Genomic DNA, 12,968 nt, shown 5'->3' on the forward strand with positions numbered 1-12,968 from the left:
CGGGGATGATCCCCGCCCGTTTTCGTTTTAGACTGCGTCATGCCCGAATTGCGCCGCCCTTCCGCCGATGATCTTGCCGACCTGACCGCCCTGTGCCTGCGGTCCAAGGCCTATTGGGGGTATGACGCGGAGTTCATGGCCGCCTGCGTGCCGGTGCTGACGCTGACCGAGGCCGATCTGAAGGACGTTCCGACGATCACCGAGGTCGAAGGCGAGACGCTGCTCGGCATGGTGCAGGTCTCGAACGGGGACGAGGGCTGTACCCTGCAAAGGCTTTTCGTGGATCCCGCGCATATGGGCATGGGCACGGGGCGGCGGCTGTTTCAGTGGGCGGTCGGGACGGCCCGCGGCATGGGGGCCGCGGAAATGATCGTCGAGTCCGATCCCGGCGCGGTGCCCTTCTATGTCGCCATGGGTTGCCGGCCCGCAGGCGCGGCCCCGTCCGAGGCGATCCCGGGCCGGATGCTGCCGCGCCTGGCGTACGACCTGCGGTAGGCCCCACGAAATTCGTACGAATTTCGTGGGGCGCCGATCAGCCGGCGCGCGTCAGATGCGCCTCCATCGCCGCCAGCCCTTCGTCCAGCCCGCGCCGCCCGAAGCCGAGGCGGAAGCGGTCTGTCGGGGTCGGCCCGAGGTCGGAGCGGTAGATCGTGCCGGGCAGAAGCAGCACGCCCGCCTCTTCCACCAGCTTGCGGGCGAATTCCTCGACACCATCCGCCCCCAGGTAGCGCGGGAAGCCCATGCAGGCGCCGTCCGGGCGCCGCCACTCGAAAAGATCGGGATGGCGGGCAAAGAACGCGTCCCATTTGGGCAGGTTCTCGTCCACGATGGCGCAGTTGCGGGCCAGGATTTTCGCGCGGCTCTTCAGGGCGATCAGCGCCAGCCGCTCGCTGGGGCCGGAATTGCAGATCGACAGGTAATGCTTCATCCGCTCCATCCGGCTCAGCACCTCGCGGTCCTGGCAGGCGATCCAGCCGATCCGCAGCCCCGGCAGACCGTAGGATTTCGACATCACGCCCAGCGAGAGCCCGCGTTCGTAGACATCGGCGATGAACGGCAGGTGTTCGGCGTCCGACGGGCCGAGACCGTTGAAGATCTCGTCATGCAGGATCCAGATGCCGTGGTGACGGCAAAGCTCGATCAGCGCGTCGTAGCGGTCGCGCGGCAGGATCGCGCCAGTGGGGTTGTGCGGAAAGTTGATGGTCAGCAGGCGGGTGTTGGGGCGGATCGCTTCGCGCACCCGGTCGATGTCGAGCGACCAGTTGTCGTCCGGGTCGAGCGGCACGCCCGTCGCCTCGCAGATCGCTAGGGGCAGGCTTTCATGCGACTGGTAGTTGGGGGTAACCACGATGGCGTGGCTGTCCGCATCCAGCAGCACGGTGTTGGCGGCGAAAATGCCCTCGCTGGCCCCGGCGAAACACAGGATGTTGTCCGCCGGTTGCGCCTTGTAGGTTGCGGCAATCGCCGAGCGCAGATCGGGCGCGCCGTAGGTTTCGGTATAGCCCAGCCACATAGTCTCGAACCCGTCGCGGTCCTCGGGGCTGGCCATGGCCAGCAGCTCGGGCAGCGCCATGCTCTCGGCGTCCGAGGCGGTCATGTGGTGGCGGGCCTTGAATTCCCACTTGGCGAAATGGGTTTCCAGCCGGAAATCGGGCAGGGTCGTCATGCGTTTTCCTGTTGGTTCAGTCTACCGCACGGATAAGCTTGCGCTCCAGCACGCGCAAGACGGTGCGCAGGTCGTGCCCGCGTTTCAGCACCTGTCCGTCCATGCCGATCACCGCGTATTGCCCCTGCCGGCTGCGCAGCTTGGGGCGTTTCTCGATCCGGTAGAGCGGGTTCTCGGCGGTGCGGCGGAAGACCGAGAAGATCGCGACGTCTCGCAGGCTGGAGATCCCGTAGTCGCGCCATTCACCGGCGGCGACCATGCGTCCATAGACCGACAGGATCGCGGCAAGCTCGGTGCGGTGGAAGGCCACCTGTTGCGCGCTGCCTTGCGGCGGGAACGGAGAGGTGGGTTGAAATGTCATACCTTCAGAGTTGCGGTAAAAGGGTGGCGAGGCAAGGGATTTGTGGCTCCAGTGGGGTGGGACGGCTGTGTGGTGCCGCTGGGATCGCGAAGGTGAACCGGGGACTCGTGGGGTGGGAGATCCTCGGGTCGAGCCCGAGGATGACGGTGCGCGGGAAAGACCGGGCGCGCGGCGTCGAACCGGATGAACCGCGTCATCCCGGACCTGATCCGGGATCTCGCGGGGCGAGAGGCGCTCGATCAACGTGGCCCCGCGCGGAACCAAGGCGCGGCCATGCCGCGCCGCCGCGCGATCGCCAGACCGCCCGGACGGGCTGGCGATTGGATGACATTGGTGCGCCGATCAGAGGTCTTACGGATGCGGCTTCCATAAAGCGCCATGAACACGTGTCGGCTCGCCATCCCGCGGTCTGGCAATCGCGCGGCCCCTACCCCCGGCCGATATAGGGCATCTTCGTCGCCATCACCGTCAGGAACTGGACGTTGGCCTCGGGCGGCATCTCGGCCATGTGCAACACCGACCGGGCGGCGTTTTCCACGTCCATCGTGTGCATCTCGGGATTGGCCTGTTTCAGGCCCGCCACCAGTTCGCTTTCGGCGTTGCCGATGTCGATCTGGCCGCAGGCGATGTCGAACGGCCGGCCATCCAGCGACAACGACCGGGTCATGCCGGTGACCGCGTGCTTCGACGTGGTGTAGCAGATCGAGCCGGGGCGCGGCACGTAAGCGGACAGCGAGCCGTTATTGATGATCCGCCCGCCCTGGGGCGTCTGCGCGCGCATGGCACCAAAGGCGAGGCGCGCGGTGATGAACATGCCGCGCAGGTTGACGGCGATGACCTCGTCGAACTCTGCCATGCTGACCGCGTCGGGCGTGGTCGAGGGGCCGAACATTCCGGCGTTGTTGAAGACCGCATCCAGACGCCCGGCCTTGTCCAGAAACGTCTCGAAGGCGCGGTCCATGGCGTCGGCATCGGTCACGTCGGCGGGCAGGACCACCGCCTCGCGGCCCTCGGCCACCTCTTTCAGCTTGTCGGCGCGGCGGGCCACCAGCCCCACGCGCCACCCGGCGTCCAGGAACGTCTCCGCCGTCGCACGGCCTATGCCGGAGCTGGCGCCGGTGATCAGGATGGATTTCATAGCTCTGTCTCTGCCTCCACTTCCAGTTCCAGCGGCGCGGGCGCGGCTCGCAGGTCGTCGATGCGCAGGGCGCCGGTGGGTTTCGACAGGCGGTTGCGCACCACCCAGTGCAGCCGCTCCTCGGCGCGGGTGATGGCGACATAGGCCAGACGCTTCCATAAGGGCTGCCCCGCCTCGGTGCGGCCCATGCGGGCGGCGGCATAGATGTCGGGGGCAAAGACCTGCACATCGGGCCATTGCGAGCCTTGCGCCTTGTGGATCGTGACCGCCGCGCCATGCAGGAAGGTGGCGCCCATGCGGGCGGCGAAGGGGATGAAGGGCTCTTCCTCGTCGGGCTTCTCGATCTTGACGATGCTGGCGGCGCTGACGCGCGGGTCCTCGGCCCCCATCACGTGCAGGCGGGAAAAGCCCGGCTTGCGGCCCGCTCCCAGATAGATCACCTGCGCGCCCTTGATCAGGCCGCGCGCCTCGAGGTCGAGACGTTTCTTGCGGTGCTTGAGCGGCAGTTCCAGACCGTCGCAGATGAGCGGCTCGCCTTCCAGAAGCTCGGTGTCGGGCGCGCCATGCACGGCGCGAAAGGCGTTGATCAGGCGGATGCGGGTGGCGTTGCGCCAGACCAGGACGGGCGAGCGCGCCATCAGGTCCACCTCGACTCGTTGCGCCCATTGCACGCGGACGTCCTGCGCCGCCTTTTGCTCGACCAGCCGCTCGAAATCCTGAAACCCCACCTCTGGGTCGCCCAAGGCGTGGGCCAGGTCGAGGATCGGGTTGTCGGCATCCTGCCGGTGAATGCGGTTCAGCGTCAGCTTTGCGGGCGCGGGCAGGCCATCGAAGACCATCGCGCCGGACTGGTTCACCGGGGCAAGCTGAGCCGGGTCGCCGAACAGCAGCAGTGTCGGAAAGATCTCCTGCAGATCCTCGTACTGCTTTTCGTCCAGCATCGAGGCCTCGTCGATGAACCCGATATCCAAAGGCTCTTCGCGGCGCTTCCAGCCGGTGATGAAATCGCTGCCGCGCAGACCGGCGGCGGCCAGAGCCCCGGGGATGGACTTGTGCGTGCCGTAAAACAGCCGGGCGCGTTCCAGCGCCTCTTCGGTCAGACCCTCGATTTCAGGCTTGTCGCCGTTGCCGGCCAGCCATTCGGCGATGCGCTCGTACTCAGGGTCATAGACGGGGGTATAGAGGATGCGGTGGATGGTGGTGGCGGGCACGCCGCGCATCCTCAGAACGCTGGCAGCCTTGTTGGTGGGGGCGAGGATGGCCAGCGTGCGGCGGTCCTTGCGGCGGCGGCCTTCCCAGTCGCCCGACACCACGTCGACGCCCGCCTCTTCCAGCGCGCGGTAAAGAGCGGCCAAGAGCAGCGTCTTGCCCGAGCCGGCCTTTCCGACCACGGCCATCACGCGGGACTTGCCTTCGCGTGGCGGGGTCAGCATCCCCTCGTCCAGATCCACGCCCACCTCGCGCAGCGCGGCGGCGATGCGGTCATGGGCCTCGGCCTGGTCGTCGGAATAGGTGAGCGCGGTCTGGGACATGGCGCGACCCTACAGCCGCGCCCCTGCCTGCGCCAGCGCGGGGGCCGATTTCTTGCAAGAAATCGGATCGGAAAATTGCAATTTTCCGGCCCGGAATTTTCGAAAATTCCGGTGCGTCCCGCTCAGGCCGTTTGTGCGAAAGGTTGGCGTTCGTCGCCAAAGCTGCGGCGGAACCATTGCTCGCTCAGTTGCGGTGTCACACCGGCGCGCCGGGCGACCTGCATCCGGGCGGCATCGGTGAATTCCCACAAGCCCACGCTGATCCGGTCGCGGCCCGCGCCGGTGCTGCCCAGAACCTCGGGCGAGGAGCCGATCATGCGGTAGATCCGCACCATCCGCGCGTCGAACACGCCGGCGAAATGCTGCACGCCGAAATGGCGCATCAACTCGCCCCCGCCCAGCATCAGCGCGGCGGCGACGCGGCTTTCGGCGCCGCGCGCCAGGCAAAAGCGGGTGCATTCCCAGATATGCGGGCTGACAATCGTGCCGCCGCCCAGGATGTCGGTGAAATGGTCGTTTATCATGGTGCGCCCCGTCGTGGGCAGGAACCGCATCGAGCCCTTGTGGCGCCCGTCCGCCCCTTCCCAGATCACGTAGAGCGGGTTGAGGGCGTCGTATTCATCGCGCTCGAAGCCTTGCGCATCGACGCGCACGTCCCAGCCGAGCCGGGTTCCGAACTGGTCGGCCCGGTCGCGGAACATGCCATCGGACAGCTTGGCGAAACGGCTCAGTTGATCGGCGTAAAGGTAGCGTAGCATGGTCGAATTCCCCTCTGTCGTGACGATAAGAGGAAAATTCTCGACAATTCGTTAAGCGCCCGTGCGTGCACCGCGCGTTGCGTTCCCCGGCGCCATGTCAGATCACGATCAGCCCCTGGCTGATGGCGCGGGCCACCGCGTGCACGGTGTTGATCGCCCCCAGCTTGAAGCGCGCGGATTCGATATAGACCCGCAGCGTGTGTTCCGAGATCGACAGCGTGTCGGCCACCTGCGCCCGGCCATAGCCCAGCGCCAGCAGCGTCAGCGCGTCGACCTCGCGCGGGGAAAGCTGCCGCGCGGGCGCGGGGGCGCGGTCGGGCTCGAACTCCAGCGCCTTCTGGTTGAAGGTGTGGGCGCACAGGATCAGCTCGCGGCGGCGCGACTCGGTGAACGCCGCCCAGGTGTCGTCATCGCAGCGGTGGTTCACGGTAAAGAGCGCGAATTGCCCGTTCGGCCCGCGCAGCGGAATGGAATAGCCCTGGTTGCCCAGGCCGTGGTCCAGCGCCTCTTTCAGAAAGGCTTGCGCGGGCTTGCCGGACCAGTCCAGCCGCTTCCAGTCGACCGGGTGGAACCGCTGGTAACAGCCCTTGATGACAGGGTCGATGCGCAGGTAATCCTTTTCGACATAGCGCGCCACCCAGGCCGGATCGTAGGTGCCGCAGCCGTACTGGTCGCCCGCCGCACTGACCCAGTGATAGACGAGATGGTCGATGTGAAACAGGTCGCGCAGGCGTATGGCGACGTCCTGCAGGTCCGCCGGGTCACGGGCGCGTTCGAGGTCTTCCAAGATCGGTTCGAGCCGCCGTGGCGGTTGCACGTTCATACCCAATCGTCCCTTCCCGCGCGGGCGTCGATTTCGACGTCAGCTCCGCCGCCGCGACGAGTCTCGTGTCGTCGATCTGTTCGGCGAGTTCCCCAAGACCGTTCTGCCGAGCGAAGGTCCTGAGGTCGGCCAGGACGTCCAGTATCCACTCGTTCTGCATCACAGCCTCCTCCGGGAGCGGTTAACGAAAGGTTAACTCAACTTTAGCATGTTTAAGATTTTGGCCGTATTCGCGGTTTTTCACTCCCCGGAAATAGCGAGGGCGAGATTTCCAGCCTCCTGAATTCGTTGAACCCGGCGCAGGACAAGGAAAGAAGCCCGCGAACCGGGTCACCGATTCGCGGGCCAGATGCGGGCCGAACCGGCCCGTCAGGGAGAATGCTTAATCTTTCTTGCCCGCGTCCAGCACGTCCTCGACCGTGCGCAGGCCGGTGCGGGGCGACTGCACCAGCACCGCCATGTTGCCCGGCTTGTGCTCGTTGCGCAGCATCTTCATGTGTGCACCGGGGATCTCGTCCCACGGGAAGACCTCGGACATGCAAGGGTCGATGCGGCGCTCGACCACGAGCTGGTTGGCGGACGAGGCCTGTTGCAGGTGGGCAAAGTGGCTGCCCTGCAGGCGCTTCTGGTGCATCCACATGTAGCGCACGTCGAAGGTGCAGTTGAAGCCGGTGGTGCCGGCGCAGATCACGACCATGCCGCCCTTCTTGCACACGAGGGTGGAGACCGGGAAGGTCGCCTCGCCGGGATGCTCGAACACGATATCGACGTTGTTGCCCTTGCCGGTGATGTCCCAGATCGCCTTGCCGAACTTGCGCGCCTCGGTGAACCATTCCTTGTATTCCGGGCTGTTCACCTTGGGCAGCTGGCCCCAGCAGTTGAAATCCTTGCGGTTGATCACGCCCTTGGCGCCAAGGCTCATGACGAAATCGCGCTTGTCCTCGTCCGAGATCACGCCGATCGCATTGGCGCCCACGGTATTGGCCAACTGGATCGCGAAGGACCCCAGACCGCCCGAGGCGCCCCAGACCAGCACGTTCTGACCCGGCTTCAGCTCGTGCGGGTGGTGGCCAAAGAGCATCCGATAGGCGGTGGCGAGCGTCAGCGTGTAGCAGGCGCTTTCCTCCCAGCTCAGGTGCTTGGGGCGCGGCATCAGCTGCTGCGCCTGCACGTTGGTGAATTGCGCGAAAGAGCCGTCGGGCGTCTCGTAGCCCCAGATGCGCTGCGTGGGCGAGAACATCGGGTCGCCGCCGTTGCAGTGGATGTCGTTGCCGTCGTCCTGGTTGCAGTGGATCACGACCTCGTCGCCCACTTTCCAGTTCTTCACCTTGTCGCCGACGGCCCAGACAACGCCCGAGGCGTCGGAGCCTGCGATGTGGTAATCCGCGCCATGCCCGTCGAAGGGGCTGATCGGCTCGCCGAGGCCGGCCCAGATGCCGTTGTAGTTCACGCCCGCGGCCATCACCAGCACCAGCACCTCGTTGCTGTCCAGCGTCGGCGTGTCCACCACCTCGACCTGGAACGACTTGTCGGGCTCGCCATGCCGTTCGCGGCGAATGGCCCAGGCATACATCTGCTTGGGCACGTAGCCCAGGGGCGGCAACTCGCCGATCTCGTAGAGGTCTTTCTCGGGCGCGTCGTAGGGCGCGATTCCGGTGTCGGTGTCCAGAGCCATCGGGGCCTCCTTCATATGCGTTTGCCGCGATGCAGAATCGCGCGTGTCCGCCCTGAAATATCTTTCATCACGCAACAATGCAATGCCGACTTGTTGTTTTTTGAAATTTTATAACCCAGCAGTCGCAGAAAAATCAGCCCTTTTGCGCCGCGTCTGCGAAAAACTGCCGGATGGAATTGGCGTAATAGACCAGCAGGTCACGCTCTTCGGGCACGATCTCGATGCCCTGCGCGGTGTCGCGGACCAGCCCGCGCTTGCGCAGGATGCGTAGGCCCACCTCGACGGAATAGCCCAGATCCTCGCGCGGGATGTGGATATGCGCCTGGCCCAGGCTGTCGGTCATCCCGGCCAGAATCTCTCTTAGCTCGGACTCGGGCAGCGGCGTTCCGGCCGCCAACAGGGCATGGGCCACCATCGGCACGGACAGCACCGGCACCTCCTGCCCGATCCGCGCCATCAGGCGTTCGCCCAGCATTTCGACCGGGGCGCCGGGATGTTCCGCGCGGAAATCGGTCAACGACACCGGCGCGCCAAAGCTGACGGCGGCATAGCCGTGGCGGTGATAGCGCCGGGTGATCCACAGCCAGAACTGTTTCAGCACGAAGCCTCCCACAACGCTGATCTTCGCCCCGAAACGGCGCTTGCCCGCCTTGCCGGCGGCCACAAGGATACGGTCCTCGAACACCCGGTCGTAATTGACGGCGACCGGCACGAAGACCACGTCGCGCCCACCCTCGGTGCGTTCGTCGATGATATATTTCAGGATGCCCAGCTTGGGCTTGGCCAGTGCACCATCCAGGCTCAGCCCGCCCTCGGGAAAGACCGCCTGCGTCACCCCGCCATCGGTGGCCATGCCCACGTACCGCGCCAGCACCCGGCGATAGAGCGCGTTGAGCGACCGGCGCCGGATGAAATAGGCCCCCATCGTGCGAATGAGCCGGCTCAGCGGCCAGACCCGCGCCCATTCGCCCACGGCATAGCTGAGCGCCGACTGCTCGGCGGCCAACCACGTGACCAGCACGTAATCCATGTTCGAGCGGTGGTTCATCACGAAGATCACCGTGGCGTCGGGGTCGATCCTGCCGATCCCCTCGGCGTCGAACCGCCCCATCCGCACGCGGTAAAGCGCCGTGCTCAGCAGTTTGGCCAGTCGGATCGCCACGCCGAAATAGGCGGTGGCGGAAAAGCTGGGGACGATCTCGCGCGCGTATCTCTTGGCCTTCTCGAACGCCACGTTCTCGGGGATGCCGTTTTCCCGCGCGTGTTCGGCGATGGCCTTGCTGACCTCGGGGTCGTAGATGAGGCGCTGGATCATGTCATAGCGGCGCGCCAGCTTGAACGGCTCGATCTTGCGCTCCAGCCGCTGGTTCAGGCGGTTCACCACCCGTTCCATCCGGCGGCGGAAGAACCAGCGCACCGACGGGAACAGGAAATGCGATGCAAATGTCACCGCCGCGAACAGCAGGATCAGCACCAAGAGCCAGAGGGGAAGTTCAACCGTTTGCGTCATTGCCCGCACCATGCCAGCCCGGGTGAAGGGGTACAAAGGAAAACGGGGCCTAGAGGTTGCCGTTTGGAGTGCAAGCCGCGCGATTGCCAGACCGCGGGCTGGCGACCCGAGGGTGGTTCATGGCACTTTATTCATGCCAATACCGAAAAACCTCAAATCGACGCACCTACGGCAACCAATCGCCAGACCGGGGGGCGGTCTGCCGATCGCGCGGCGGCCTTCGGCCTTGATTCCGCGCGAGAGATAAAGACCTGCCGTTTCAGTTCGACGGGGCCTCTCAAACCCACCCCGCCCCGAATTGCCGCAACGCAGCGAATTGACAGCGTCACATAATTCCGAATAGTTTGTCGCTGTTGAAAGAAAGTTGCGCAATCCGATTCACGAGGCCGCCCGATGTCGCAGATGCAGAATGACACCCCCAAGGATCGTCCCTGGTTGATCCGCACCTATGCCGGCCACTCCACCGCCAAGGCCTCGAACGCGCTCTATCGCGGCAACCTCGCCAAGGGGCAGACGGGCCTCAGCGTGGCGTTCGACCTGCCCACGCAGACGGGCTATGACAGCGATCATGTGCTCAGCAAGGGCGAGGTCGGCAAGGTCGGCGTGCCAGTCTGTCATCTCGGCGACATGCGCACGCTGTTCGACCAGATCCCGCTGGATCAGATGAACACTTCGATGACAATCAACGCCACCGCGCCGTGGCTTCTGGCGCTTTACGTGGCGGTGGCCGAGGAACAGGGCGCGGATGTCAGCGCTCTGCAGGGCACCGTGCAGAACGACCTGATCAAGGAATACCTCAGCCGCGGCACCTATATCTGCCCGCCGAAACCCAGCCTCAAGATGATCGGGGACGTGGCCGAATACTGCTACACCCATATCCCCAAGTGGAACCCGATGAACGTGTGTTCCTACCACCTGCAGGAGGCCGGCGCGACGCCGCAACAGGAACTGGCCTTTGCGCTGGCCACCGCCTGCGCCGTTCTGGACGAGTTGAAGCCGCGCGTGCCCGAGGAAGACTTCCCGGCGCTGGCGGGGCGCATCAGTTTCTTCGTCAACGCGGGCATCCGCTTCGTCACCGAGATGTGCAAGATGCGCGCCTTCGTCGATCTGTGGGACGAAATCCTGTTGGAGCGTTACGGCGTCGAGAACCCCAAGTTCCGCCGCTTCCGCTATGGCGTGCAGGTGAACTCCCTCGGCCTGACCGAGCAGCAACCCGAGAACAACGTCTACCGCATCCTGATCGAAATGCTGGCGGTGACCCTGTCGAAAAAGGCCCGCGCCCGCGCCGTGCAACTGCCCGCCTGGAACGAGGCGCTTGGCCTGCCCCGCCCGTGGGATCAGCAATGGTCGATGCGGATGCAGCAGATCCTGGCCTACGAGACGGATTTGCTGGAATACGAGGACCTGTTCGATGGCAACCCCGCCGTCGACGCCCGTGTCGAGCAACTGAAGCAAAGCGCCCGGCAGGAGCTTGAGACGCTCGACAGCATGGGCGGCGCCATCGGGGCGATCGAACACATGAAGGCGCGGCTGGTGGACAGCAACGCCGACCGTCTTGGCCGGATCGAGGCGGGCGAAACGACCGTGGTGGGCGTCAACAAGTTCACCACGACCGAGCCCAGCCCCCTGCAATCCGAGGATGGCGGCATCATGCGCGTCGACCCCGCGACCGAGGCCGAACAGATCGACCGCCTGAACGCCTGGCGCGAAGAGCGTGACGACGAGGCCGTGAAAACCGCGCTGGCGGCCCTGCGCGAGGCGGCCTCGAAAAACGAGAACATCATGCCGACCTCAATTGCCGCCGCCAAGGCGGGTGTCACGACAGGCGAGTGGGCCGAACAGATGCGACAGATTCACGGCCAGTATCGCGGCCCCACCGGCGTCTCGGGCAGCCCGTCGAACCGCACCGAGGGCCTTGACGATATCCGCGACGCGGTCGATGCGGTCAGCAAGAAACTGGGCCGCCGCCTGAAGTTCCTGATGGGCAAGCCGGGCCTTGACGGCCATTCCAACGGCGCCGAGCAGATCGCCTTTCGCGCCCGCGATTGCGGCATGGACATTTCCTACGAAGGCATCCGCCTGACGCCCGAGGAAATCGTGACCGCCGCGCTGGAGGACGAGGCGCACGTGATCGGCCTGTCGATCCTGTCAGGCAGCCACATGCCGCTGGTCGAGGACCTGTTGACCCGGATGCGCGAGGCGGGTCTGGGCCACGTGCCGCTGATCGTCGGCGGGATCATCCCCGACGAGGATTCCAAGCGCCTGCTGGAGATGGGCGTGTCGCGGGTCTATACGCCCAAGGATTTCGAGCTGAACACGATCATGATGGATATCGTCACGCTGGCCGATCCCAAGGCGGTGGCCGCCGAGTGACCGACCAAACGGATCGCAACAAGGCCAGTGCCATGGCCTTTTACGACCTGATGTTCAATCAATGCCGCCCGCGCGAGGCCATCGCGCACTACGCGGGCGACACCTATATCCAGCACAATCCGCATGTCGCGGACGGCAAGGATGCGTTCATCGACTATTTCGAGCGCATGGCGCGCGAGTATCCGGGAAAACAGGTGCGCTTTGTCCGCGCCGTGGCCGAGGCCGATCTGGTGGTGCTGCATTGCCATCAGACATGGCCCGGAAGCGACGACTACGCCGGCATGGATATCTTCCGATTCGATGAAAACAGCAGGATCGTCGAGCATTGGGACGTCCTGCAGGTCATCACGGGCCAGTCGGCCAACGACAACGGGCTGTTCTGATACGCTCCGGGGTCATTCGCGGGGGATAGTGCGCGACCCCGGAGCGTATTGAGCGTGCCGTAGGTCCGGCGCGCTTACTCGGTCTGGGGCGCTTCGCTCTCGGCACCGTCCTCGGTGCCTTCGCCGGCTTCGGCCTCTTCTTCCGCGGCCTCTTGCGCGGCCTTGCCTTCGGCGGCGGCGACCTTGATCTCGTCAAGAATGCGCTGGTTCAGTTCCTCGTCCTGCTGTGCCGCGATGTCGATCGCCTTGAACTCCGCCGGGGTGATGTCGGCGATCACCTCGATGGCGTTGACGATGGAGTCATTGGCATAGGCCATCAGCTCGGCGCGCTTCTCGCCGTCTGTTTCGGCCTCGATCCTGGGCACGAAATGTTGCCCGACCGCGTTGATCGCCGCCAGCGCCTGCACGAACGCGTTGAGCTTTTCGTCGGTCAGGGTCTCGTTGCTGATGCCCTCGGCCGGCTCGATCTTCTCAAGCGACTTCGTCGGCGGCTCCTTCGCGGCCTGCTGGGTTTCGGCATTCTGCGTGCCGGTGGTCTCAGAGCCGGTGGTCTGCGAGTCCGTGCTCTCTGCGGTGCCGGTGGCCTCCTGCGCGATGCTGGCGGTGCCCAGCGACAGCGCGGCGGCGGTGGCGATTGCGATACGTGAAATCATTTTGGTCTCCTCGACGGGTAGCCTCGGTTTCGTTGACGACACAGATGGCCAGTCCCAGCGCCCGATGCAATGCGCTCGGCGAAAAAACGCTGGAAT

Annotated in this window: 13 protein-coding genes; 3 read left to right on the forward strand and 10 right to left on the reverse strand. The window is 65.2% G+C overall.

Going from position 1 to position 12,968, the window contains the following annotated elements; translation table 11 throughout:
• Nucleotides 1-39 precede the first annotated feature (39 nt).
• Nucleotides 40-495 (forward strand): GNAT family N-acetyltransferase, encoded by a 456-nt coding sequence (locus FIU89_RS18580; RefSeq protein ID WP_152493968.1) that lies wholly within the window; start codon nucleotides 40-42, stop codon nucleotides 493-495.
• 37 nt (nucleotides 496-532) lie between these two features.
• Here the strand turns inward: FIU89_RS18580 and FIU89_RS18585 are convergent, their stop codons facing one another.
• From FIU89_RS18585 to FIU89_RS18625, 9 genes are all read right to left on the reverse strand, one after another.
• Nucleotides 533-1,666, reverse strand: coding sequence for an aminotransferase class I/II-fold pyridoxal phosphate-dependent enzyme (locus FIU89_RS18585; protein ID WP_152493969.1), 1,134 nt, complete (start codon nucleotides 1,664-1,666; stop codon nucleotides 533-535).
• Nucleotides 1,667-1,682: 16 nt separating this feature from the next.
• Entirely contained in the window at nucleotides 1,683-2,027 is a 345-nt protein-coding gene (locus FIU89_RS18590) for a DUF2794 domain-containing protein (RefSeq protein WP_152493970.1), read from the reverse strand.
• Between the two features lie 427 nt (nucleotides 2,028-2,454).
• Entirely contained in the window at nucleotides 2,455-3,165 is a 711-nt protein-coding gene (locus FIU89_RS18595) for an SDR family oxidoreductase (RefSeq protein WP_152493971.1), read from the reverse strand.
• Nucleotides 3,162-4,697: an AAA family ATPase gene (locus FIU89_RS18600; RefSeq protein ID WP_152493972.1), complete on the reverse strand. Its 1,536-nt coding sequence runs from the start codon at nucleotides 4,695-4,697 to the stop codon at nucleotides 3,162-3,164. The genes FIU89_RS18595 and FIU89_RS18600 overlap by 4 nt, the downstream gene beginning before the upstream one ends.
• Nucleotides 4,698-4,819: 122 nt before the next feature.
• Nucleotides 4,820-5,455: an acyl-homoserine-lactone synthase gene (locus tag FIU89_RS18605; RefSeq protein ID WP_152493973.1), complete on the reverse strand. Its 636-nt coding sequence runs from the start codon at nucleotides 5,453-5,455 to the stop codon at nucleotides 4,820-4,822.
• 97 nt (nucleotides 5,456-5,552) lie between these two features.
• A complete protein-coding gene (locus FIU89_RS18610; RefSeq protein ID WP_152493974.1) occupies nucleotides 5,553-6,278 on the reverse strand; it encodes an autoinducer binding domain-containing protein in 726 nt (241 codons plus the stop codon).
• The gene (locus tag FIU89_RS18615; protein ID WP_152493975.1) at nucleotides 6,217-6,438 is read right to left on the reverse strand and encodes a hypothetical protein; all 222 of its coding nucleotides are present in this window, start codon (nucleotides 6,436-6,438) and stop codon (nucleotides 6,217-6,219) included. The genes FIU89_RS18610 and FIU89_RS18615 overlap by 62 nt, the downstream gene beginning before the upstream one ends.
• A gap of 222 nt (nucleotides 6,439-6,660) precedes the next feature.
• Entirely contained in the window at nucleotides 6,661-7,953 is a 1,293-nt protein-coding gene (gene ccrA / locus FIU89_RS18620; protein WP_152493976.1) for a crotonyl-CoA carboxylase/reductase, read from the reverse strand.
• A 133-nt stretch (nucleotides 7,954-8,086) separates the two neighbouring features.
• Entirely contained in the window at nucleotides 8,087-9,463 is a 1,377-nt protein-coding gene (locus FIU89_RS18625; RefSeq protein WP_152493977.1) for a 1-acyl-sn-glycerol-3-phosphate acyltransferase, read from the reverse strand.
• 393 nt (nucleotides 9,464-9,856) lie between these two features.
• Between FIU89_RS18625 and FIU89_RS18630 the strand changes: the two genes are divergently transcribed.
• On the forward strand, nucleotides 9,857-11,836 hold the full coding sequence (locus FIU89_RS18630) for a protein meaA (protein WP_152493978.1): 1,980 nt from the start codon (nucleotides 9,857-9,859) through the stop codon (nucleotides 11,834-11,836).
• The gene (locus FIU89_RS18635; RefSeq protein ID WP_152493979.1) at nucleotides 11,833-12,219 is read left to right on the forward strand and encodes a nuclear transport factor 2 family protein; all 387 of its coding nucleotides are present in this window, start codon (nucleotides 11,833-11,835) and stop codon (nucleotides 12,217-12,219) included. The genes FIU89_RS18630 and FIU89_RS18635 overlap by 4 nt, the downstream gene beginning before the upstream one ends.
• Before the next feature lie 74 nt (nucleotides 12,220-12,293).
• On the opposite strand, the gene FIU89_RS18640 is transcribed toward FIU89_RS18635, so the two are convergent.
• Nucleotides 12,294-12,872 carry a DUF4168 domain-containing protein gene (locus FIU89_RS18640; protein WP_152493980.1) on the reverse strand — a complete coding sequence of 193 codons (579 nt, stop codon included), beginning with the start codon at nucleotides 12,870-12,872 and terminating at the stop codon, nucleotides 12,294-12,296.
• Nucleotides 12,873-12,968: the final 96 nt, after the last annotated feature.

Origin of the sequence: Roseovarius sp. THAF27 (assembly GCF_009363655.1) — a bacterium.
Lineage (GTDB): Bacteria > Pseudomonadota > Alphaproteobacteria > Rhodobacterales > Rhodobacteraceae > Roseovarius.